The sequence below is a fragment of the Virgibacillus ihumii genome (assembly GCF_902726655.1).
Lineage (GTDB): Bacteria > Bacillota > Bacilli > Bacillales > Amphibacillaceae > Lentibacillus > Lentibacillus ihumii.
Genome location: NZ_CACVAN010000001.1, coordinates 2,824,170 through 2,848,035 on the forward strand (window position 1 = coordinate 2,824,170; position 23,866 = coordinate 2,848,035).

At 47.4% G+C, this 23,866-nt stretch carries 13 protein-coding genes, 9 tRNA genes and 6 rRNA genes; all 28 read left to right on the top strand.

What is annotated here, in order from left to right; genetic code table 11:
* The first annotated feature begins 2 nt into the window (after positions 1–2).
* Positions 3–887, top strand: a complete 885-nt coding sequence (gene hslO / locus HUX68_RS13685; RefSeq protein ID WP_174615360.1) for an Hsp33 family molecular chaperone HslO — start codon at positions 3–5, stop codon at positions 885–887.
* Positions 888–904: 17 nt separating this feature from the next.
* On the top strand, positions 905–1,804 hold the full coding sequence (locus HUX68_RS13690; protein ID WP_174615361.1) for a peptidylprolyl isomerase: 900 nt from the start codon (positions 905–907) through the stop codon (positions 1,802–1,804).
* Between the two features lie 89 nt (positions 1,805–1,893).
* The gene (gene cysK / locus HUX68_RS13695; RefSeq protein ID WP_174615362.1) at positions 1,894–2,820 is read left to right on the top strand and encodes a cysteine synthase A; all 927 of its coding nucleotides are present in this window, start codon (positions 1,894–1,896) and stop codon (positions 2,818–2,820) included.
* Between the two features lie 181 nt (positions 2,821–3,001).
* Positions 3,002–3,835, top strand: coding sequence for a dihydropteroate synthase (gene folP, locus HUX68_RS13700; RefSeq protein WP_174615363.1), 834 nt, complete (start codon positions 3,002–3,004; stop codon positions 3,833–3,835).
* Positions 3,828–4,193 (top strand): dihydroneopterin aldolase, encoded by a 366-nt coding sequence (folB, locus tag HUX68_RS13705; protein ID WP_174615364.1) that lies wholly within the window; start codon positions 3,828–3,830, stop codon positions 4,191–4,193. The genes folP and folB overlap by 8 nt, the downstream gene beginning before the upstream one ends.
* Entirely contained in the window at positions 4,190–4,705 is a 516-nt protein-coding gene (gene folK, locus HUX68_RS13710; protein WP_174615365.1) for a 2-amino-4-hydroxy-6-hydroxymethyldihydropteridine diphosphokinase, read from the top strand. Before folB ends, folK begins: the two co-directional genes overlap by 4 nt.
* Positions 4,675–4,896, top strand: coding sequence for a helix-turn-helix domain-containing protein (locus tag HUX68_RS13715; RefSeq protein WP_174615366.1), 222 nt, complete (start codon positions 4,675–4,677; stop codon positions 4,894–4,896). The genes folK and HUX68_RS13715 overlap by 31 nt, the downstream gene beginning before the upstream one ends.
* A 260-nt stretch (positions 4,897–5,156) precedes the next feature.
* Positions 5,157–6,638, top strand: a complete 1,482-nt coding sequence (lysS, locus tag HUX68_RS13720; protein ID WP_174615367.1) for a lysine--tRNA ligase — start codon at positions 5,157–5,159, stop codon at positions 6,636–6,638.
* A 496-nt stretch (positions 6,639–7,134) separates the two neighbouring features.
* Positions 7,135–8,698 (top strand): 16S ribosomal RNA (locus HUX68_RS13725).
* 145 nt (positions 8,699–8,843) lie between these two features.
* Positions 8,844–11,762: ribosomal RNA gene (locus tag HUX68_RS13730) — 23S ribosomal RNA — on the top strand.
* Positions 11,763–11,923: 161 nt separating this feature from the next.
* Positions 11,924–12,039: ribosomal RNA gene (gene rrf, locus HUX68_RS13735) — 5S ribosomal RNA — on the top strand.
* Between the two features lie 14 nt (positions 12,040–12,053).
* Positions 12,054–12,129, top strand: a tRNA-Val gene (locus HUX68_RS13740).
* A 10-nt stretch (positions 12,130–12,139) separates the two neighbouring features.
* A tRNA-Thr gene (locus tag HUX68_RS13745) sits at positions 12,140–12,215 on the top strand.
* 27 nt (positions 12,216–12,242) lie between these two features.
* Positions 12,243–12,318: transfer RNA gene (locus tag HUX68_RS13750), tRNA-Lys, on the top strand.
* A gap of 6 nt (positions 12,319–12,324) precedes the next feature.
* Positions 12,325–12,409, top strand: a tRNA-Leu gene (locus HUX68_RS13755).
* A gap of 15 nt (positions 12,410–12,424) precedes the next feature.
* Positions 12,425–12,499, top strand: a tRNA-Gly gene (locus tag HUX68_RS13760).
* Positions 12,500–12,518: 19 nt separating this feature from the next.
* A tRNA-Leu gene (locus HUX68_RS13765) sits at positions 12,519–12,608 on the top strand.
* Between the two features lie 3 nt (positions 12,609–12,611).
* Positions 12,612–12,688 (top strand) — tRNA-Arg (locus HUX68_RS13770).
* A 4-nt stretch (positions 12,689–12,692) separates the two neighbouring features.
* A tRNA-Pro gene (locus tag HUX68_RS13775) sits at positions 12,693–12,769 on the top strand.
* A 5-nt stretch (positions 12,770–12,774) separates the two neighbouring features.
* Positions 12,775–12,850, top strand: a tRNA-Ala gene (locus HUX68_RS13780).
* 228 nt (positions 12,851–13,078) lie between these two features.
* Positions 13,079–14,642, top strand: a 16S ribosomal RNA gene (locus HUX68_RS13785).
* Between the two features lie 145 nt (positions 14,643–14,787).
* Positions 14,788–17,706, top strand: a 23S ribosomal RNA gene (locus HUX68_RS13790).
* A gap of 161 nt (positions 17,707–17,867) precedes the next feature.
* Positions 17,868–17,983 (top strand): 5S ribosomal RNA (gene rrf / locus HUX68_RS13795).
* The 16S, 23S and 5S rRNA genes sit together here with 9 tRNA genes alongside, the layout of an rRNA operon.
* A 134-nt stretch (positions 17,984–18,117) precedes the next feature.
* Positions 18,118–18,816: an MgtC/SapB family protein gene (locus HUX68_RS13800; RefSeq protein WP_174615368.1), complete on the top strand. Its 699-nt coding sequence runs from the start codon at positions 18,118–18,120 to the stop codon at positions 18,814–18,816.
* Between the two features lie 259 nt (positions 18,817–19,075).
* Positions 19,076–19,549 carry a CtsR family transcriptional regulator gene (locus HUX68_RS13805; protein WP_174615369.1) on the top strand — a complete coding sequence of 158 codons (474 nt, stop codon included), beginning with the start codon at positions 19,076–19,078 and terminating at the stop codon, positions 19,547–19,549.
* Between the two features lie 13 nt (positions 19,550–19,562).
* Positions 19,563–20,099 (top strand): protein-arginine kinase activator protein McsA, encoded by a 537-nt coding sequence (gene mcsA / locus HUX68_RS13810; protein WP_174615370.1) that lies wholly within the window; start codon positions 19,563–19,565, stop codon positions 20,097–20,099.
* A complete protein-coding gene (mcsB, locus tag HUX68_RS13815; protein WP_174615371.1) occupies positions 20,096–21,160 on the top strand; it encodes a protein-arginine kinase McsB in 1,065 nt (354 codons plus the stop codon). The genes mcsA and mcsB overlap by 4 nt, the downstream gene beginning before the upstream one ends.
* 17 nt (positions 21,161–21,177) lie before the next feature.
* Entirely contained in the window at positions 21,178–23,607 is a 2,430-nt protein-coding gene (gene clpC, locus HUX68_RS13820) for an ATP-dependent protease ATP-binding subunit ClpC (RefSeq protein WP_174615372.1), read from the top strand.
* Positions 23,608–23,866 lie beyond the last annotated feature (259 nt).

Genomic DNA, 23,866 nt, shown 5'->3' on the forward strand with positions numbered 1-23,866 from the left:
CCGTGAATGATTATATTGTAAAAGCAACAGCACTCAATGGAATAGTTCGCGCATATGCTGCCACAACAACAAATACTGTTGAGGAAACACGTAGACGCCAAGATACATGGGCTACCGCTTCAGCTGCACTTGGACGGACGGTTACCGTCACTGCCATGATGGGAGCAATGCTGAAAGGTGATGATTCGCTGACTGTTAAAGTTGAAGGGGATGGGCCGATGGGAGCCATTGTTGCAGATGGCAATGCAAATGGCACGATCCGCGGATATGTGACCAATCCACATGTTGATTTTGATTTGAATGATAAGGGTAAGCTTGATGTCGCACGAGCGGTGGGTACACAAGGAAATATCAGTGTCGTTAAAGATTTGGGGCTGAAGGATTATTTTACCGGTCAGGTACCAATTGTTTCCGGCGAAATTGGCGAGGATTTCACTTATTATTTTGCAAATTCAGAGCAAATACCTTCTGCCGTTGGTGCCGGTGTGCTTGTCAATCCGGATCAGTCAATACTTGCTTCAGGTGGATTCATTGTTCAGGTAATGCCGGGAGCATCCGAAGATTCGATTGCAGTTCTGGAAGATAAGATTCAAAACTTCCCCGCCATTTCAACTTTGATTAGGGAAGGGAACTCACCGGAGCAAATATTGGAGCGTTTGTTTGGAAAAGAAGAAGTGAAAATTCACGAAACACTTCCAGTGGTATTTAAGTGCAAATGCTCAAGAGAACGATTGGAAAATGCGATTATTGGGCTGGGAACTGACGAAATTAAGAAAATGATTGAGGAAGATCATGGTGCTGAAGCAACGTGTCATTTTTGTAATGAAAAATATCAGTTTACCGAGGAAGAACTTGAAGGGCTGAAAGATTCTGCAAATGAGCATTGAAAGGGGAGGGGCCCCCTGTGAAAAGGAATTATCTGTTTGGGATTATTGTTGTTTTGCTCATTACCAATATAGCTACACTAATATTTTGGAACAGTGATGGCGAAAATGTCGTACTGGATAATAACAATAAAAAAATCGACAGCAGGGAACCAGTGGCAACAGTTGGTGGCGAAAAGATTTCCTATGAAGACTGGATGAACACCTTACGTAAAAACCAGGGACAGGAACAGTTGCAACGTATGATTGACAGAGAGATTGTGCAGCAGCTTGCTGAGGAACAAAATATTGAAATAAGCGAAAAAGTCATTGCCCGGGAAATAGCACTACTGACAACAATGCAAGGGGTGATGACACAGGAGGAAACAGCGCAAAAAAAGAGGGAATGGCGTGAAGACATTATCTACCGTTATCAACTGGGTGCATTATTAACTTCAGATGTTACCATTCCGGAAAAGAAAATTCGCAACTACTATAAAGATTACCATGAACAGTATAATTTTAAGGCATCGTTACAGCTGTCACATATTGTAGTTCCGGATATGAAAACAGCTGAAAAAGTGATCAAAGAGCTTGGAAATGGAGCTTCATTTCAAATACTCGCAAAAGAATATTCCCTTGACGAAGAAACGAAAGAAGAAGGTGGTTATCTCGGCTTTTTTGTGGATTACAGTAAGTTTCTGCCGGAAGGATATGCGGAGAAGGCCAGTAAAATGAAGGAGCGAACCTTCCGTGAACCATTTAAGAGTGGAAAAAATGTGGCAATCATCTACCTTCACCGAAAGCTGCCTGATATAAAATTTTCCTATCAAGAAATAAAGCCGTATATAAAAAGGGAGCTGGCACTTTCAAAAACCAATAAAAACCTGGATGCAAAATTGCTTTGGAATAATTTGAACGTGGATTGGGTATATGAATAGAAGTAATCCAAATGTTTGACATATTTGGGTGTTAAACATACATTATAGATAAAGCCTATAAAATTAGTAGGAATTTAGGAGGAGTTATGATGCGAGTTGCTGAAAATATTACCGGGCTGATTGGGGAAACACCGATTGTAAAATTGAATGGTTATGCAGACAAAGACAGTGCAGATGTTTATTTGAAACTGGAGGCAATGAATCCCGGAAGTTCGGTGAAAGACAGAATTGCGCTTTCCATGATTGAGGCAGCTGAACAGAATGGCAAGCTCAAAGAGGGCGATACCATCATTGAACCGACAAGTGGAAATACCGGTATTGGCCTGGCAATGGTTGCAGCAGCAAAAGGATATAAAGCGGTACTGGTAATGCCTGACACGATGAGTAAGGAACGCCGTAATCTATTACGCGCTTATGGAGCTGAGCTGGTTTTAACTCCCGGATCGGATGGTATGAATGGTGCGATTAAGAAGGCAGAGGAACTGAAAAATGAAAATGGCTATTTTATGCCGCAGCAATTTAACAATGAAGCAAATCCTGAAGTACATGCCCGTACGACGGGAAATGAAATTGTTAAACAAATGAGCGACGGGCTGGACGGATTTGTGTCCGGCATTGGTACTGGTGGTACGATTACAGGAGCAGGCAAGGTACTCAAGGATAACTTTAAGGATGTAAAAGTTTATGCGGTTGAGCCGGAAGATTCAGCAGTGCTTTCCGGCGGCTCACCAGGTCCGCACAAACTTCAGGGTCTGGGGGCAGGATTTGTGCCTAAGGTACTTGATACGGATATGTACGATGAAGTTATCCGGATTTCCAATGATGAAGCATTTGAAGCAACACGCCAAACAGCAAAGCTTGATGGTATTCTAGGCGGCATTTCATCTGGTGCTGCAGTTGCAGCAGCGAAAAAGGTTGCCAAAAAACTTGGCAAAGGTAAAAAAGTGCTGGCTGTTCTTCCTGATAATGGTGAACGTTATTTGTCCACTCCTTTATTCCAGCAAGATAATCAATAACAGGAGTGGCTGCACAGGACTGGTATCCTTTAGGGTGCCGGTCTTTTTGTATGGACTGGTTTCGTCGCATGCAGTTCCATTACCCAGCCATTCGAAATCACTGAAGCGGGCGCTTTCGCTTTTGATGCTGCTGTGATACGATAGTAGTCGAACTAATTCGGTTAGGAAAGAGGGTATCGCAATGAAGCTGGTGACAGACAATAAAACATATAACCTGTTGGACCGGACATATATTATGGGGATCCTGAATGTTACACCGGATTCTTTTTCTGATGGAGGAAATTATACATCGTTGCAGCAGGCTGTGAATCATGCGATTGCCATGGAGCGAGCCGGTGCCGATATAATCGATATTGGCGGCGAGTCCACCCGTCCGAATCATGAAGCCGTATCACAGGAAGAAGAAATTGCCCGGATTGTACCTGTGATCCGCAAGGTGAAAGAAAACGTGAATATTCCCATTTCTGTCGATACATATAAAGCGGAAACGGCCAGACAGGCAGTCAATGCAGGTGCAGCAATCATTAATGATGTATGGGGAGCTAAGCGAGAGCCCGAAATTGCTAAAGTTGCGGCAGAATATAATGTTCCGATCATTTTAATGCACAATCGTACAAATAAAGATTACACGTCAATCATCGGTGATATGAAACAGGATCTTCAGGAAAGCATTGCGATCGCAAGGAATGCAGGTGTTCCTGATGAAAATATCATCCTTGATCCCGGAGTGGGCTTTGCCAAAACAGCGGAAGATAATCTTATCGTGATGAATAATTTGGAAAAGTTTTCCGATTTGGGGTTTCCGGTATTGTTAGGTACGTCCCGGAAGACATTTATCGGAAAAGTTCTTGATGTGCCACCTGCTGAGCGGGATAATGGGACAGGAGCAACAACCTGTCTTGGGATATCTAAGGGTGCACAAATTATTCGTGTTCATAATGTGGAATTAAACGTGGAACTGGCAAAAATGATGGATGCGATGCTCGGAAGGAAAGGAGCGGTGCCTGTTGGATAAGATCCTGCTTAACGGGATGGAATTTTACGCCTATCATGGCCTGTACCCGGAAGAAAACAAGCTCGGGCAACGTTTTTATGTAGATACGGAACTGATGCTTGATTTATCAAAGTCTGCTGCATCTGATGCGATGGAGGATTCCATTGATTATGGAGAAGTTTATGAATGTGTAAGGGTTGTGTTGGAAGGGGAGCCTAAAAATTTGGTTGAAGCAGTTGCCGAGGAGATTTCAGCTGAATTGTTTCAACAATTCCCGCAGCTCGAAGCATGTACAATCAGGGTAACGAAGCCTGACCCGCCGATTCCCGGTCACTATCAATCGGTTGGTGTGGAAACTTTCCGGGAGCGAAAGGAATGAACTATTCATCTTTCTTGGCTCTGGGGACTAACATAGAACCCAGGCGGCAGCATTTGTATCAGGCTTTGCACAGACTGCGTGTGCATGACGAAATTGTTATTTTGAAGCAGTCATCCATTTACCAGACTGCACCTGTCGGGTATACCAATCAGGATGATTTTTTAAATATGGTAATTAAAATAAAGACTACACTTTCACCTGAGAAATTATTGGATGTCTGCCAGTCAATTGAACATCAGCTTGGCAGAAAGCGGGAAATCCGTTTTGGTCCGCGTACAATTGATCTTGACGTTTTACTGTATAATCAAGAAAATAAAAAAACGGAACGGCTGATTATTCCACATCCACGAATGCATGAGCGTGCATTTGTGCTTATTCCATTGAATGAAATTGCACCAGATATGCCATTACCGAACGGACAAAGAACAGTTTCGGAATTAGTGGCAGAACTTCCAGACAGCGACATAAAGGATGTAAGACGATGGACGCAAAACGACTTGGCAAACGAATAAGGGCTTTCAGAAAACTGAAAGGATATACACAGGTGGGGCTGGCAAATTCGCTGGAAATTCCCATCATTACACTTGGTAATGTTGAACGCGGAAAACAAGAAGCTACGGAACAGCTGCTTGACGCCATTGCAGGAAAATTAAACATAACCAAACGTGAATTAACCTTAAATGAAGAAAAGGAAGAACAGTAAATATTCCGGACAAGTTGTTATAATCATACGGAATCATGCTGTTCCGGCAAAGAAATTTTATATACCTAATGCCACGAATTAAAAGCTGCAAACAGAGCTTCATAACATGGGAATCTGCCAGTTTGCTGCTGGCAGATTTCGTGTTTCTGCATAATGTAAAGCCTTGAAGATGAAAGAAAGCTTGTTTTTCTATATACTTATATACAATTAATTGATTGGATCGGTGACCGGTCATTTTAAAAAGTAATGGAGTGATTAAAGTGTCTGAAGAATTGAACGAACATATGCGGGTGCGCCGTGAGAAACTGGATAACTACCGGGGACAGGGAGTAGACCCTTTTGGCGGAAAGTTCAACCGTACACACTTAGCAGAAGATTTAATTGCTAAATATGACCAGTTCTCTAAAGAGGAGCTGGAGGAAAAAACAGATAAAGTAACCATCGCTGGACGTGTCATGACGAAACGGGGCAAAGGTAAAGCCGGATTTGCGCATTTACAGGATTTGAGCGGACAAATTCAAATATACGTACGTAAAGATATGATTGGCGAAGCGTCTTATGACATCTTCAAATCCGTTGACATGGGAGATATTGTCGGCGTTACTGGTGTCATGTTCAAGACAAAGGTCGGGGAACTGTCGGTTAAGGCAACTGAATTTTATTTATTGAGCAAATCGCTGCGTCCGCTTCCGGAAAAATACCACGGTCTGAAAGATGTTGAGCAGCGCTATCGTCAGCGTTATTTGGATTTGATTACGAACATGGATAGTAAAGAAACGTTTGTACTGCGCAGTAAAATTATCCAATCAATGCGTCGCTATCTTGATCAAATAGGCTTTCTTGAAGTTGAAACCCCAATGATGCATGGAATCCCGGGTGGGGCTTCGGCTCGTCCGTTTGAAACACATCACAATGCACTGGATATTCCGCTATACATGCGGATAGCCATTGAGCTGCACCTGAAGCGCCTCATTGTAGGCGGAATGGAGAAGGTTTATGAGGTTGGCCGTGTATTTCGGAATGAAGGGGTGTCTACTCGTCATAATCCGGAATTTACAATGATGGAGCTTTATGAAGCATATGCAGATTTTCATGATGTCATGACGCTGACCGAGAATCTGATTGCGCATATTGCCACAGAAGTGCTGGGTAGCCCTGTCGTGAAGTATGGCGACTATGAGGTGAATCTGGAACCGGAATGGAAAAGAGTGCACATGGTTGATGTTGTTAAAGAATACACAGGTGTGGATTTCTGGCAGCATATGAGTGATGAGGATGCCAAAAAGCTTGCTGAAGAACACGGTATTGACATACAAGATACGATGACATTCGGCCATATCGTTAATGAATTTTTTGAACAAAGAGTGGAAGAGGAATTGATTCAGCCGACGTTTGTTTACGGTCATCCGGTAGAAATTTCACCGCTTGCTAAACGGAACACGGAAGATGACCGGTTTACAGATCGTTTTGAATTGTTTATTGTTGGCCGGGAACATGCGAATGCGTTTAGTGAATTGAATGACCCAATTGATCAACGGGAACGCTTCGAACTCCAGGTTAAAGAGCGGGAGCAGGGTAATGATGAAGCGCAATTGATGGATGAAGACTTTCTTGAGGCACTGGAATATGGTATGCCTCCAACAGGTGGTTTAGGGATTGGCATTGACAGGCTTGTAATGCTGTTAACCAATTCACCATCCATTCGTGATGTATTATTATTCCCGCAAATGCGTAATAAGTAGAAGAGCTTAATAAAATGTAAGCGGCTTTCACACTGCGATAAAATGTGTTTGCTCAGTATCAACCCTGTACCATATTAACAAAGTGGTGCAGGGTTTATCTGTTTTTTAAATCATTTTATGTAAGTTCATGCGCGGTGGATAAACTGAAAACCGTGCCCTATAAATGCACAGTTTCAGTTTGGGTAAAATATCCAAAAAATTAAAGTTTATTTTCTATTGATTTCGGGGAATAATCATGGTACATTAGAAATCGTTGCGCTAACAAAGGCAGCAACGAACTCCTTCTAAAAATCATTTCAAAAAAGTTATTGACATTGTTTTTGGAAGATGGTATATTAATTAGGTCGCTGTTTTGAAGCGGCGCAATAAATTTGCTCTTTGAAAACTGAACAAAACAACCAGTATGTCAAGAAACAGGACGAAAGCAAAAGCTTTCCCCTGGATTCAATTTACGAAGCTAAGCTATGGTTGATTGGTGTCAATCATATATCAACTTTCTATGGAGAGTTTGATCTTGGCTCAGGACGAACGCTGGCGGCGTGCCTAATACATGCAAGTCGAGCGCGGGAAGCAAGCGGAAGCCTTCGGGTGGAAGCTTGTGGAACGAGCGGCGGACGGGTGAGTAACACGTGGGCAACCTGCCTGTAAGATTGGGATAACTCCGGGAAACCGGGGCTAATACCGAATGAAGCGCGTCATCGCATGATGACGTGATGAAAGGCGGCTTTTAGCTGTCACTTACAGATGGGCCCGCGGCGCATTAGCTAGTTGGTGGGGTAAGAGCTTACCAAGGCGACGATGCGTAGCCGACCTGAGAGGGTGATCGGCCACACTGGGACTGAGACACGGCCCAGACTCCTACGGGAGGCAGCAGTAGGGAATCATCCGCAATGGACGAAAGTCTGACGGTGCAACGCCGCGTGAGTGATGAAGGTTTTCGGATCGTAAAACTCTGTTGTCAGGGAAGAACAAGTACCGTTTGAATAAGGCGGTACCGTGACGGTACCTGACCAGAAAGCCCCGGCTAACTACGTGCCAGCAGCCGCGGTAATACGTAGGGGGCAAGCGTTGTCCGGAATTATTGGGCGTAAAGCGCTCGCAGGCGGTCTTTTAAGTCTGATGTGAAATCTCGCGGCTCAACCGCGAATGGTCATTGGAAACTGGAGGACTTGAGTACAGAAGAGGAGAGTGGAATTCCACGTGTAGCGGTGAAATGCGTAGAGATGTGGAGGAACACCAGTGGCGAAGGCGACTCTCTGGTCTGTAACTGACGCTGAGGAGCGAAAGCGTGGGGAGCGAACAGGATTAGATACCCTGGTAGTCCACGCCGTAAACGTTGAGTGCTAGGTGTTAGGGGGTTTCCGCCCCTTAGTGCTGCAGTTAACGCATTAAGCACTCCGCCTGGGGAGTACGGCCGCAAGGCTGAAACTCAAAAGAATTGACGGGGGCCCGCACAAGCGGTGGAGCATGTGGTTTAATTCGAAGCAACGCGAAGAACCTTACCAGGTCTTGACATCCTCTGCCAGCGCTGGAGACAGCGTGTTCCCTTCGGGGACAGAGTGACAGGTGGTGCATGGTTGTCGTCAGCTCGTGTCGTGAGATGTTGGGTTAAGTCCCGCAACGAGCGCAACCCTTGATCTTAGTTGCCAGCATTCAGTTGGGCACTCTAAGGTGACTGCCGGTGACAAACCGGAGGAAGGTGGGGATGACGTCAAATCATCATGCCCCTTATGACCTGGGCTACACACGTGCTACAATGGATGGAACAGAGGGCAGCGAAGCCGCAAGGTGTAGCAAATCCCATAAAACCATTCTCAGTTCGGATTGCAGGCTGCAACTCGCCTGCATGAAGCCGGAATCGCTAGTAATCGCGGATCAGCATGCCGCGGTGAATACGTTCCCGGGCCTTGTACACACCGCCCGTCACACCACGAGAGTTGGCAACACCCGAAGTCGGTGAGGTAACCTTTTGGAGCCAGCCGCCGAAGGTGGGGCCAATGATTGGGGTGAAGTCGTAACAAGGTAGCCGTATCGGAAGGTGCGGCTGGATCACCTCCTTTCTAAGGATTATTACGGAAGGCATACTTGGTTGTTTGGTTCAGTTTTGAGGGAGTAAATTCTCTCATTTGTACCTTGAAAACTGAATAAGCAAGATCAACGACATCAAATCAAAAGCGAAGGCGAAGAAGAAGTACGTCTATTCATAGTTAAGTGAAGAAGGGCGCACGGTGAATGCCTTGGCACTGGGAGCCGAAGAAGGACGGGACTAACACCGATATGCCCCGGGGAGTCGTAAGTAGACTTCGATCCGGGGATTTCCGAATGGGGGAACCCGCTGTTCGTAATGGAACAGGACGTGTATCTGAATACATAGGGTACGCGAGGCACACCCGGGGAACTGAAACATCTCAGTACCCGGAGGAAGAGAAAGCAAACGCGATTTCCCGAGTAGCGGCGAGCGAAACGGAAGCAGCCCAAACCAGAAAGCTTGCTTTCTGGGGTTGTAGGACACTCCATTGGAGTTACCAAGAGATGCATTAGACGAATCGGCCTGGAATGGCCGGCCGAAGAAGGTAAGAGCCCTGTAGTCGAAAATGCGTCTCCTCCGGAGTGGATCCTGAGTACGACGGAACACGAGGAATTCCGTCGGAATCCGGGAGGACCATCTCCCAAGGCTAAATACTCCCCAGTGACCGATAGTGAACCAGTACCGTGAGGGAAAGGTGAAAAGCACCCCGGAAGGGGAGTGAAAGAGAACCTGAAACCGTGCGCTTACAAGTAGTCGAAGCCCGTTAATGGGTGACGGCGTACCTTTTGTAGAATGGACCGGCGAGTTACGATCGTATGCAAGGTTAAGTGGAAGACACGGAGCCGCAGCGAAAGCGAGTCTGAACAGGGCGAATGAGTATGCGGTCGTAGACCCGAAACCGTGTGATCTACCCATGTCCAGGGTGAAAGTCAGGTAACACTGACTGGAGGCCCGAACCCACGTATGCTGAAAAATGCGGGGATGAGGTGTGGGTAGGGGTGAAATGCCAATCGAACACGGAGATAGCTGGTTCTCTCCGAAATAGCTTTAGGGCTAGCCTCAAGGGAAGCGTACCGGAGGTAGAGCACTGATTGGACGAGGGGCCCTCACCGGGTTACCGAATTCAGTCAAACTCCGAATGCCGGTTACGTAGCCTTGGGAGTCAGACTATGGGTGATAAGGTTCATAGTCGAAAGGGAAACAGCCCAGACCGCCAGCTAAGGTCCCAAAGTATACGTTAAGTGGAAAAGGATGTGGCGTTGCCCAGACAACCAGGATGTTGGCTTAGAAGCAGCCATCATTTAAAGAGTGCGTAATAGCTCACTGGTCGAGTGACGCTGCGCCGAAAATGTACCGGGGCTAAACGTATCACCGAAGCTGCGGATTGTTCTTCGAACAATGGTAGGAGAGCGTTCCAGGCGCTGTGAAGTCAGACCGTGAGGACTGGTGGAGCACCTGGAAGTGAGAATGCCGGTATGAGTAGCGAAAAAAGAGTGAGAATCTCTTTCACCGAAAGCCTAAGGTTTCCTGAGGAAGGCTCGTCCTCTCAGGGTTAGTCGGGACCTAAGCCGAGGCCGAAAGGCGTAGGCGATGGACAACAGGTCGATATTCCTGTACCACCTCATGAGCGTTTGAGCGACGGGGGGACGCAGGAGGAGAAGGAAAGCGCACCGATGGACGTGTGCGTCCAAGCAGTAAGGCAGTTGGATAGGTAAATCCGTCCAATAATGCCGAGCTGTGATGGGGAGGGAAATAGAGTACCGAAGTTCCTGCATCCACACTGCCAAGAAAAGCCTCTAGTGAGTTCATAGGTGCCCGTACCGCAAACCGACACAGGTAGGCGAGGAGAGAATCCTAAGGTGAGCGGGAGAACTCTCGTTAAGGAACTCGGCAAAATGACCCCGTAACTTCGGGAGAAGGGGTGCTTGCTTACGAGTGAGCCGCAGTGAATAGGCCCAAGCGACTGTTTAGCAAAAACACAGGTCTCTGCGAAGCCGAAAGGCGAAGTATAGGGGCTGACACCTGCCCGGTGCTGGAAGGTTAAGGGGAAGCGTTAGCACTTCGGTGCGAAGCGCAGAACCGAAGCCCCAGTAAACGGCGGCCGTAACTATAACGGTCCTAAGGTAGCGAAATTCCTTGTCGGGTAAGTTCCGACCCGCACGAAAGGTGCAACGACTTGGGCACTGTCTCAACGAGAGACCCGGTGAAATTATACGATGTGTGAAGATGCACATTACCCGCGACAGGACGGAAAGACCCCGTGGAGCTTTACTGTAGCCTGATATTGAATGTTGGTACAGCTTGTACAGGATAGGTGGGAGCCATTGAACCCGGAGCGCCAGCTTCGGTGGAGGCACCCGTGGGATACCACCCTGGCTGTACGGACCTTCTAACCCAGGGCCGTAATCCGGTCCGGAGACAGTGTCAGGCGGGCAGTTTGACTGGGGCGGTCGCCTCCCAAAAGGTAACGGAGGCGCCCAAAGGTTCCCTCAGAATGGTTGGAAATCATTCGCATGAGTGTAAAGGCAGAAGGGAGCTTGACTGCGAGACCTACAAGTCGAGCAGGGACGAAAGTCGGGCTTAGTGATCCGGTGGTTCCGCATGGAAGGGCCATCGCTCAACGGATAAAAGCTACCCCGGGGATAACAGGCTTATCTCCCCCAAGAGTTCACATCGACGGGGAGGTTTGGCACCTCGATGTCGGCTCATCGCATCCTGGGGCTGTAGTCGGTCCCAAGGGTTGGGCTGTTCGCCCATTAAAGCGGTACGCGAGCTGGGTTCAGAACGTCGTGAGACAGTTCGGTCCCTATCCGTCGTGGGCGTTGGAAGTTTGCGAGGAGCTGTCCTTAGTACGAGAGGACCGGGATGGACACACCGCTGGTGTACCAGTTGTTCCGCCAGGAGCACAGCTGGGTAGCTACGTGTGGCAAGGATAAGTGCTGAAAGCATCTAAGCATGAAGCCCCCCTCAAGATGAAACTTCCCATCACTTCGAGTGAGTAAGATCCCTCAGAGACGATGAGGTAGATAGGTCCGAGGTGGAAGCGTGGTGACACGTGGAGCTGACGGATACTAATCGATCGAGGACTTAACTAAACAGCTTTTGATGGTGCGTTGCATATACGCTTATTCAGTTTTCAGGGTATAAATTCCTGAATAGCTCTTGCATTTTTTATCGAAAATGCCTATAATATATCTTGTCTTGAAAAATGAGGGAGAACATCGTGACGAAAGATGTCATGGTTCCAGCCCGAAGGTCTGGTAGCAATAGCGGAGAGGTCACACCTGTTCCCATGCCGAACACAGCAGTTAAGCTCTCCAGCGCCGATGGTAGTTGGGGCTTTGCCCCTGCAAGAGTAGGACGCCGCCAGGCTTTACATATGTGTGGGAGGATTAGCTCAGCTGGGAGAGCACCTGCCTTACAAGCAGGGGGTCGCAGGTTCGAGCCCTGCATCCTCCACCATTCTTTTAATGCCGGTCTAGCTCAATTGGCAGAGCAACTGACTTGTAATCAGTAGGTTGGGGGTTCAATTCCTCTGGCCGGCACCATTTTCTTTTTTAATTAAAAATTATTGTGAGCCATTAGCTCAGCTGGCAGAGCATCTGACTTTTAATCAGAGGGTCGGAGGTTCGAATCCTCCATGGCTCACCATTTAATGCGGGTGTGGCGGAATTGGCAGACGCGCTAGATTTAGGATCTAGTGTCTCGCGACGTGGGGGTTCAAGTCCCTCCACCCGCACCATTTCAAATACATACTGCGGAAGTAGTTCAGTGGTAGAACACCACCTTGCCAAGGTGGGGGTCGCGGGTTCGAATCCCGTCTTCCGCTCCAATATAAACAAATAAGCCAAGCCGGGGTGGCGGAATGGGCAGACGCACAGGACTTAAAATCCTGCGGTAGGTCTACTACCGTGCCGGTTCGAGTCCGGCCCTCGGCACCAGAAGCGCCCGTAGCTCAATTGGATAGAGCGTCTGACTACGGATCAGAAGGTTAGGGGTTCGACTCCTCTCGGGCGCGCCATTTACGGGAAGTAGCTCAGCTTGGTAGAGCACATGGTTTGGGACCATGGGGTCGCAGGTTCGAATCCTGTCTTCCCGACCATCTTTGGGGCCTTAGCTCAGCTGGGAGAGCGCCTGCCTTGCACGCAGGAGGTCAGCGGTTCGATCCCGCTAGGCTCCACCAAAATATCATTTATTTTTTCAAAAACATTAAAAAAAGATATTGACTTTGTTTTTGAGAAGATGGTATATTAATTAGGTCGCTGTTTTGAAGCGGCGCAATAAATTTGCTCTTTGAAAACTGAACAAAACAACCAGTATGTCAAGAAACAGGACGAAAGCAAAAGCTTTCCCCTGGATTCAATTTACGAAGCTAAGCTATGGTTGATTGGTGTCAATCATATATCAACTTTCTATGGAGAGTTTGATCTTGGCTCAGGACGAACGCTGGCGACGTGCCTAATACATGCAAGTCGAGCGCGGGAAGCAAGCGGAAGCCTTCGGGTGGAAGCTTGTGGAACGAGCGTCGGACGGGTGAGTAACACGTGGGCAACCTGCCTGTAAGATTGGGATAACTCCGGGAAACCGGGGCTAATACCGAATGAAGCGCGTCATCGCATGATGACGTGATGAAAGGCGGCTTTTAGCTGTCACTTACAGATGGGCCCGCGGCGCATTAGCTAGTTGGTGGGGTAAGAGCTTACCAAGGCGACGATGCGTAGCCGACCTGAGAGGGTGATCGGCCACACTGGGACTGAGACACGGCCCAGACTCCTACGGGAGGCAGCAGTAGGGAATCATCCGCAATGGACGAAAGTCTGACGGTGCAACGCCGCGTGAGTGATGAAGGTTTTCGGATCGTAAAACTCTGTTGTCAGGGAAGAACAAGTACCGTTTGAATAAGGCGGTACCGTGACGGTACCTGACCAGAAAGCCCCGGCTAACTACGTGCCAGCAGCCGCGGTAATACGTAGGGGGCAAGCGTTGTCCGGAATTATTGGGCGTAAAGCGCTCGCAGGCGGTCTTTTAAGTCTGATGTGAAATCTCGCGGCTCAACCGCGAATGGTCATTGGAAACTGGAGGACTTGAGTACAGAAGAGGAGAGTGGAATTCCACGTGTAGCGGTGAAATGCGTAGAGATGTGGAGGAACACCAGTGGCGAAGGCGACTCTCTGGTCTGTAACTGACGCTGAGGAGCGAAAGCGTGGGGAGCGAACAGGATTAGATACCCTGGTAGTCCACGCCGTAAACGTTGAGTGCTAGGTGTTAGGGGGTTTCCGCCCCTTAGTGCTGCAGTTAACGCATTAAGCACTCCGCCTGGGGAGTACGGCCGCAAGGCTGAAACTCAAAAGAATTGACGGGGGCCCGCACAAGCGGTGGAGCATGTGGTTTAATTCGAAGCAACGCGAAGAACCTTACCAGGTCTTGACATCCTCTGCCAGCGCTGGAGACAGCGTGTTCCCTTCGGGGACAGAGTGACAGGTGGTGCATGGTTGTCGTCAGCTCGTGTCGTGAGATGTTGGGTTAAGTCCCGCAACGAGCGCAACCCTTGATCTTAGTTGCCAGCATTCAGTTGGGCACTCTAAGGTGACTGCCGGTGACAAACCGGAGGAAGGTGGGGATGACGTCAAATCATCATGCCCCTTATGACCTGGGCTACACACGTGCTACAATGGATGGAACAGAGGGCAGCGAAGCCGCAAGGTGTAGCAAATCCCATAAAACCATTCTCAGTTCGGATTGCAGGCTGCAACTCGCCTGCATGAAGCCGGAATCGCTAGTAATCGCGGATCAGCATGCCGCGGTGAATACGTTCCCGGGCCTTGTACACACCGCCCGTCACACCACGAGAGTTGGCAACACCCGAAGTCGGTGAGGTAACCTTTTGGAGCCAGCCGCCGAAGGTGGGGCCAATGATTGGGGTGAAGTCGTAACAAGGTAGCCGTATCGGAAGGTGCGGCTGGATCACCTCCTTTCTAAGGATTATTACGGAAGGCATACTTGGTTGTTTGGTTCAGTTTTGAGGGAGTAAATTCTCTCATTTGTACCTTGAAAACTGAATAAGCAAGATCAACGACATCAAATCAAAAGCGAAGGCGAAGAAGAAGTACGTCTATTCATAGTTAAGTGAAGAAGGGCGCACGGTGAATGCCTTGGCACTGGGAGCCGAAGAAGGACGGGACTAACACCGATATGCCCCGGGGAGTCGTAAGTAGACTTCGATCCGGGGATTTCCGAATGGGGGAACCCGCTGTTCGTAATGGAACAGGACGTGTATCTGAATACATAGGGTACGCGAGGCACACCCGGGGAACTGAAACATCTCAGTACCCGGAGGAAGAGAAAGCAAACGCGATTTCCCGAGTAGCGGCGAGCGAAACGGAAGCAGCCCAAACCAGAAAGCTTGCTTTCTGGGGTTGTAGGACACTCCATTGGAGTTACCAAGAGATGCATTAGACGAATCGGCCTGGAATGGCCGGCCGAAGAAGGTAAGAGCCCTGTAGTCGAAAATGCGTCTCCTCCGGAGTGGATCCTGAGTACGACGGAACACGAGGAATTCCGTCGGAATCCGGGAGGACCATCTCCCAAGGCTAAATACTCCCCAGTGACCGATAGTGAACCAGTACCGTGAGGGAAAGGTGAAAAGCACCCCGGAAGGGGAGTGAAAGAGAACCTGAAACCGTGCGCTTACAAGTAGTCGAAGCCCGTTAATGGGTGACGGCGTACCTTTTGTAGAATGGACCGGCGAGTTACGATCGTATGCAAGGTTAAGTGGAAGACACGGAGCCGCAGCGAAAGCGAGTCTGAACAGGGCGAATGAGTATGCGGTCGTAGACCCGAAACCGTGTGATCTACCCATGTCCAGGGTGAAAGTCAGGTAACACTGACTGGAGGCCCGAACCCACGTATGCTGAAAAATGCGGGGATGAGGTGTGGGTAGGGGTGAAATGCCAATCGAACACGGAGATAGCTGGTTCTCTCCGAAATAGCTTTAGGGCTAGCCTCAAGGGAAGCGTACCGGAGGTAGAGCACTGATTGGACGAGGGGCCCTCACCGGGTTACCGAATTCAGTCAAACTCCGAATGCCGGTTACGTAGCCTTGGGAGTCAGACTATGGGTGATAAGGTTCATAGTCGAAAGGGAAACAGCCCAGACCGCCAGCTAAGGTCCCAAAGTATACGTTAAGTGGAAAAGGATGTGGCGTTGCCCAGACAACCAGGATGTTGGCTTAGAAGCAGCCATCATTTAAAGAGTGCGTAATAGCTCACTGGTCGAGTGACGCTGCGCCGAAAATGTACCGGGGCTAAACGTATCACCGAAGCTGCGGATTGTTCTTCGAACAATGGTAGGAGAGCGTTCCAGGCGCTGTGAAGTCAGACCGTGAGGACTGGTGGAGCACCTGGAAGTGAGAATGCCGGTATGAGTAGCGAAAAAAGAGTGAGAATCTCTTTCACCGAAAGCCTAAGGTTTCCTGAGGAAGGCTCGTCCTCTCAGGGTTAGTCGGGACCTAAGCCGAGGCCGAAAGGCGTAGGCGATGGACAACAGGTCGATATTCCTGTACCACCTCATGAGCGTTTGAGCGACGGGGGGACGCAGGAGGAGAAGGAAAGCGCACCGATGGACGTGTGCGTCCAAGCAGTAAGGCAGTTGGATAGGTAAATCCGTCCAATAATGCCGAGCTGTGATGGGGAGGGAAATAGAGTACCGAAGTTCCTGCATCCACACTGCCAAGAAAAGCCTCTAGTGAGTTCATAGGTGCCCGTACCGCAAACCGACACAGGTAGGCGAGGAGAGAATCCTAAGGTGAGCGGGAGAACTCTCGTTAAGGAACTCGGCAAAATGACCCCGTAACTTCGGGAGAAGGGGTGCTTGCTTACGAGTGAGCCGCAGTGAATAGGCCCAAGCGACTGTTTAGCAAAAACACAGGTCTCTGCGAAGCCGAAAGGCGAAGTATAGGGGCTGACACCTGCCCGGTGCTGGAAGGTTAAGGGGAAGCGTTAGCACTTCGGTGCGAAGCGCAGAACCGAAGCCCCAGTAAACGGCGGCCGTAACTATAACGGTCCTAAGGTAGCGAAATTCCTTGTCGGGTAAGTTCCGACCCGCACGAAAGGTGCAACGACTTGGGCACTGTCTCAACGAGAGACCCGGTGAAATTATACGATGTGTGAAGATGCACATTACCCGCGACAGGACGGAAAGACCCCGTGGAGCTTTACTGTAGCCTGATATTGAATGTTGGTACAGCTTGTACAGGATAGGTGGGAGCCATTGAACCCGGAGCGCCAGCTTCGGTGGAGGCACCCGTGGGATACCACCCTGGCTGTACGGACCTTCTAACCCAGGGCCGTAATCCGGTCCGGAGACAGTGTCAGGCGGGCAGTTTGACTGGGGCGGTCGCCTCCCAAAAGGTAACGGAGGCGCCCAAAGGTTCCCTCAGAATGGTTGGAAATCATTCGCATGAGTGTAAAGGCAGAAGGGAGCTTGACTGCGAGACCTACAAGTCGAGCAGGGACGAAAGTCGGGCTTAGTGATCCGGTGGTTCCGCATGGAAGGGCCATCGCTCAACGGATAAAAGCTACCCCGGGGATAACAGGCTTATCTCCCCCAAGAGTTCACATCGACGGGGAGGTTTGGCACCTCGATGTCGGCTCATCGCATCCTGGGGCTGTAGTCGGTCCCACGGGTTGGGCTGTTCGCCCATTAAAGCGGTACGCGAGCTGGGTTCAGAACGTCGTGAGACAGTTCGGTCCCTATCCGTCGTGGGCGTTGGAAGTTTGCGAGGAGCTGTCCTTAGTACGAGAGGACCGGGATGGACACACCGCTGGTGTACCAGTTGTTCCGCCAGGAGCACAGCTGGGTAGCTACGTGTGGCAAGGATAAGTGCTGAAAGCATCTAAGCATGAAGCCCCCCTCAAGATGAAACTTCCCATCACTTCGAGTGAGTAAGATCCCTCAGAGACGATGAGGTAGATAGGTCCGAGGTGGAAGCGTGGTGACACGTGGAGCTGACGGATACTAATCGATCGAGGACTTAACTAAACAGCTTTTGATGGTGCGTTGCATATACGCTTATTCAGTTTTCAGGGTATAAATTCCTGAATAGCTCTTGCATTTTTTATCGAAAATGCCTATAATATATCTTGTCTTGAAAAATGAGGGAGAACATCGTGACGAAAGATGTCATGGTTCCAGCCCGAAGGTCTGGTAGCAATAGCGGAGAGGTCACACCTGTTCCCATGCCGAACACAGCAGTTAAGCTCTCCAGCGCCGATGGTAGTTGGGGCTTTGCCCCTGCAAGAGTAGGACGCCGCCAGGCAAATAAAAAAATCCGGAATACAATATTGTATTCCGGATTTTTTTGTATTGAAATGCATATATTTTACAAACAACGATAATTAAAATAGGATATAAATAATATACATTGTTATAATGCAAGGGGAGATAAAATGAATGGCTGATATGATTGATCAATTATTCGGTGAGCACTTTTTAACGATAATGATTCGGGTATTAATAGCTCTCGTCCTATCCGGATTGATTGGCTTTGAAAGGGAATTGAAAAGACATTCTGCCGGATTTCGTACGCATATATTGGTAGGTGTGGGCTCATGTTTGATGATGCTTTTGTCTCTATATGGTTTTGAGGCATTTATTGATGAGTATGATAATATCCGGTTTGATCCGGCGCGTATTCCCTCGTATGTTATCAGTGGTATTGGATTTCTTGGAGCGGGTACGATTATTGTGAATGGCATGACTATCCGCGGATTGACAACTGCTGCGTCCATATGGGCAGTTGCTGGTTTAGGTCTTGTGGTTGGGGCAGGGATGTATGCACCTGCAGTATTTACGACATTCGTTATATTACTGAGTCTCGTCTTTTTAAATAATATTGAAAAAATGTTTTCGAAGAGTCGTTCTTCCGATCTGATTGAAATTGTTGCTTTTTCCGATTTGAAAATAGAAAAGGTGATCGCTATATTTGAGTCATTTCAGTTAAGTATAAAACAAGTGGAAATTGAAAAGGAAGATATAGCTCTGCAAAATATTTTTATAAAAATTAATCATGATTCGAAATTGGACCGTATGCGTCTGTTTGCTGAGATATCGAAGCTGGAGCATGTTAAAAATATTACAGAACGAAAATGAGAAAGACCTTGCGTGATATTACGCAGGGTCTTTGTTTACAAATTTGGATAATCAACGGATGGCCGGCATTCACAATGTAAACCGAACGTAATAATGATTCCATGTTTCATTCAATTAAATTTTGTCTAAAATATATATAGAACGAAGTGCTTTTCATTGCCGATTTTTTACAGTATAATGATTACATAGTCAAAGATAGTCAAAGTCAAAATCAACAGGTTGTAAATTTACAGATGAGCGCTTAAGAGGAGGAGGGCAAATGAATAACATCTCAGACATCATTGAACAGCATTTAAAACAAATTTTGGAAGCTGCCAGGCAGGAATCAATCGAAATAAAGCGAAGTGAAATAGCAGACCAGTTTCAATGTGTGCCATCACAAATAAATTATGTGATTAATACTCGCTTCACAGTGGAAAAAGGGTATATAGTGGAAAGTAAACGAGGTGGCGGCGGGTATATCCGTATTATCCGAATCAAGCATCAGGATAAAGCTGAATTAATCGACGATATCATTGAAATGATCAATCCAACCGTTACACAGCATGCCGCTTTGGATGTACTGGAACGCTTAATGGAGGAGCAGCTGATTACAGCACGTGAGGCAAAAATAATGTTAAGTGTGATTGACAGAAAAACATTGGCGTTTCAATTGCCATTGCGTGATGAAGTACGTGCGCGGGTGATGACCGCGATGCTGTCTACGCTGAAATATTTAAACAAAGAAGAGTAAAGGGGGAGGATGTATGGAATGCCAGGAGTGCCACAATCGTACAGCCACACTTCACTTTACACAAGTGATAAACGGCAATAAAACGGAAGTTCATGTATGTGAAAAGTGTGCACAGGAAAAAGGATATATGACGTATCCGGATGATGAATATTCACTTCATAATTTATTGGCGGGCCTATTTAATTTTGATGCGCCATCAATGGAAAGTCCGCAAAACACTCCCTATAAACAAAAAGAGGATTTGCAGTGCTCGCAGTGTGGCATGACCTTTACGGAATTTAAACAAGTCGGTAAATTCGGATGTGCGGAATGTTATCATGCGTTTTCGGATCGGCTGGATCCTATTTTCCGACGAGTTCACAGTGGAAATACACGGCACAATGGAAAAGTGCCCCAGCGAAAAGGCGGCGATTTGTATACGAAAAAACAAATCGAAGCCCATAAGGAAGAATTGCAGCGCTTGATAAAGGATGAAGCGTTTGAGGAAGCGGCAAAAGTCCGGGATAGGATCAGAGAATTGGAGAATCAAAAGCGGGGTGAAAATTCATGACCCTACAACAATTTATGAATGAGGCAATTAGCCCGTGGATGCGTGAGGAAGGGCCGGACAGTGATATCGTACTGAGCAGCAGAATCAGACTCGCTCGCAATTTTGCATCGTATGCATACCCGATTTTGGCAAAAGAAGACGATCTTCACCAAATCGGTACGTATATGCAGGAGCATTATGCACACCAGTCATTTCAGGATTACGAGGACTTTGAATTTATTCCGTTAAAAAATCTGACTGCTGTGCAAAAACGTGTATTGGTTGAAAAGCATCTGATCAGTCCGCACCTGGCGGAACATGACGGCACATCTGCTGTTCTTATTTCGAAAAATGAGCAGGTATCGGTCATGATTAATGAAGAAGACCATATGCGTGTTCAACTTTATTTTCCGGGTCTTCAATTGAATAAGGCACTGAAAAAAGCATTCGAGTTTGATGACTGGCTGGAGGAAAAAATAGATTTTGCATTTGATGAAACGAGGGGATATTTAACAAGCTGTCCGACCAATGTGGGTACCGGAATGCGTGCGTCGGTCATGATGCATTTGCCGGCGCTTGCGTTAACCCGGCAAATTAACCAGATGATTCCCGCAATCAATCAGCTAGGTCTGGTTGTTCGGGGAATTTATGGGGAAGGCAGTGAAGCGGTAGGAAACATTTTTCAGATTTCCAACCAGATTACCCTTGGTAAATCAGAGGAAGATATCGTTGAAGATTTACAAAGTGTCGTTCACCAATTAATTGAGCATGAGCGGAAAGCGCGTCAGCAGATTATGAGGCGCTCAGGGACCAACCTGGAAGACAGAATTTTTCGCTCGTACGGTGTTCTGGAGTACAGTCGAATTATAGAATCGAAGGAAGCTGCCAGATGTTTATCAAATGTACGTTTGGGAATTGACATGGGAATCATCAACAATGTTTCACATAATATACTTAATGAGTTAATGGTATTAACGCAGCCAGGCTTTTTACAGCAATATGCGGGAAAAACGTTATCACCGAATGAGCGTGATGTATTACGGGCATCGCTTATTCGTGAGAGATTGCAGTTAGAGAAATAGATTGGAGGAAATTGGATATGATGTTTGGACGATTTACGGAACGAGCGCAAAAAGTATTGGCGTTATCCCAGGAGGAGGCAGTTCGACTGGGTCACAACAATATCGGTACGGAGCATGTGTTACTTGGCTTGGTGCGGGAAGGAGACGGAATTGCTGCAAAGGCCCTGCAATCATTAGGGCTGGAAGTTTCCAAGATTCAGGAGGAAGTGGAAAAACTCATTGGTGTGGGGAAACAGCCGATGCAGACGATTCATTATACACCACGTGCCAAAAAAGTAGTGGAACTGTCACAGGATGAGGCCCGCAAGCTCGGTCACTCATATGTCGGAACAGAACATATTTTGCTTGGATTAATCCGTGAAGGAGAGGGTGTAGCAGCAAGGGTGTTGAATAACCTTGGTGTCAGCCTGAATAAAGCGCGTCAGCAGGTGCTGCAGCTGTTGGGAAGTAATGAGTCACAAGCAGGTCGCCAGGGCCGTGCAGCACAGACATCAAATGCGAATACACCTACATTGGACTCTCTTGCCAGGGATTTAACGGTAAGTGCAAAGGAAGGAAATATCGATCCGGTTATTGGCCGCAGTAAGGAAATCGAACGCGTTATTCAGGTGCTAAGCCGCCGTACGAAAAATAACCCGGTACTGATTGGGGAACCTGGTGTCGGTAAAACGGCAGTGGCTGAAGGTTTAGCCCAGCAGATTGTCAATAATGAAATTCCGGAAATTTTACGTGATAAACGCGTGATGACCCTTGACATGGGTACGGTTGTTGCCGGTACAAAATACCGTGGTGAGTTTGAGGACCGCCTGAAAAAAGTAATGGAGGAAATCCGCCAGGCAGGAAATATTATTCTGTTTATTGATGAGCTGCATACACTGATTGGAGCTGGCGGTGCAGAAGGAGCAATCGATGCCTCCAATATTCTGAAACCGGCATTGTCCCGCGGTGAACTGCAGTGTATCGGTGCAACCACACTCGATGAATATCGTAAATATATCGAAAAAGATGCTGCATTGGAACGTCGTTTTCAGCCGATCCAGGTGGATGAACCGTCACTTGATGAAACGATTCAGATTCTGAAGGGACTGCGTGATCGTTACGAGGCACATCATCGAGTAACGATTACAGATGACGCGGTTGAAGCAGCTGCGAATTTATCTGACCGGTATATTACGGATCGTTTTTTGCCGGATAAGGCAATTGATTTAATCGATGAAGCGGGGTCCAAAGTTCGTTTGCGTTCGTACACTATTCCGCCAAATCTGAAGGAACTGGAAGAAAAGCTGGAAGAGGTCAGAAAGGAAAAAGATTCAGCCGTTCAAAGTCAGGAATTTGAAAAGGCGGCATCGTTGAGAGATTCCGAACAGCGGCTGCGTGAAGAAGTTGAGGAAACGAAAAACCAGTGGAAGGAAAAACAGGGGCAGGAAACGTCTGAAGTGATTGTAGAGGATATCGCCACAGTGGTATCTGTGTGGACTGGTGTCCCGGTGTCCCAATTGACGAAAGAGGAAAGCGAGCGTCTCTTGAATCTGGAAGATACGTTGCATAATCGTGTCATTGGTCAGGAGGAAGCAGTAGATGCTGTTGCCAAAGCAATTCGCCGTGCACGTGCAGGTTTGAAGGATCCGAAACGTCCAATTGGTTCGTTTATTTTTCTTGGTCCAACTGGGGTCGGGAAAACGGAACTTGCCAGAGCATTGGCGGAAGCGATGTTTTCTGATGAAGAAGCAATGATTCGAATTGATATGTCCGAATATATGGAAAAACACTCCACTTCGCGCTTGGTGGGCTCACCTCCAGGTTATGTCGGGTATGATGAAGGCGGACAGCTTACGGAAAAAGTACGGAGAAAACCTTATTCTGTAGTGCTGCTGGATGAAGTTGAGAAAGCACATCCGGAAGTATTTAATATTTTATTACAGGTGCTGGAAGATGGCCGCCTGACCGATTCAAAGGGGCGTGTGGTTGATTTCCGCAATACTGTTCTGATTATGACGTCAAACGTCGGTGCCAATGAGCTGAAGCGGAATAAATATGTTGGCTTTAATCTGGGTGATGAAAATCTGGATTACAAAAATATGAAAACCAAAGTTACGGATGAATTGAAAAAAGCATTCCGTCCGGAGTTCCTGAATCGTATTGATGAAACAATTGTATTCCATTCACTTGAACGGAAGCATATGAAAGATATTGTTACCCTGATGATTAAACAATTGCAAAGCCGTTTGAAGGAGCAGGACATTGAATTCACTCTAACGGACAAAGCAGTTGATAAGATTGCCAATGAAGGGTTTAATCCGGAATACGGTGCCCGTCCATTGCGCAGGTCGATTCAGAAAAATATCGAGGATTTATTATCTGAGGAGCTGCTTAAAGAAACCATTTCCAAAGGTGAGAAAGTGAAAATCGGTTTAACAAACAAGGGAGATTTTATGATTTTATCATAGAAATTGCTGCCCCAATCCCGTGGCCTGTAATCACTTCGCTTGCGCTAATGCACATGGTGGAAGCGAAGTGTATGGTTGCTGCGGGTGTACAGCAACAATATTATATCGTTGAAGGTCCATATAAAAGCTGGAAGAAACAATTCAACCAGCTTTTATTTTTTAATAACACATGCATCACATTGGCAATGTGGCATAAGTATGTAATTTTTAATATGAAAATGATAGAAATCCGTAACCTTCAAGCCGGGTAAATCGTATA

Bases quoted from the DNA above. Each gene is read 5' to 3' on its own strand.
- HUX68_RS13715 (WP_174615366.1), top strand. From the start codon at position 4,675: ATGGACGCAAAACGACTTGGCAAACGAATAAGGGCTTTCAGAAAACTG.
- folP (WP_174615363.1), top strand. From the start codon at position 3,002: ATGAAGCTGGTGACAGACAATAAAACATATAACCTGTTGGACCGGACA.
- clpC (WP_174615372.1), top strand. From the start codon at position 21,178: ATGATGTTTGGACGATTTACGGAACGAGCGCAAAAAGTATTGGCGTTA.
- cysK (WP_174615362.1), top strand. From the start codon at position 1,894: ATGCGAGTTGCTGAAAATATTACCGGGCTGATTGGGGAAACACCGATT.
- mcsB (WP_174615371.1), top strand. From the start codon at position 20,096: ATGACCCTACAACAATTTATGAATGAGGCAATTAGCCCGTGGATGCGT.
- HUX68_RS13800 (WP_174615368.1), top strand. From the start codon at position 18,118: ATGGCTGATATGATTGATCAATTATTCGGTGAGCACTTTTTAACGATA.
- folK (WP_174615365.1), top strand. From the start codon at position 4,190: ATGAACTATTCATCTTTCTTGGCTCTGGGGACTAACATAGAACCCAGG.
- HUX68_RS13805 (WP_174615369.1), top strand. From the start codon at position 19,076: ATGAATAACATCTCAGACATCATTGAACAGCATTTAAAACAAATTTTG.
- mcsA (WP_174615370.1), top strand. From the start codon at position 19,563: ATGGAATGCCAGGAGTGCCACAATCGTACAGCCACACTTCACTTTACA.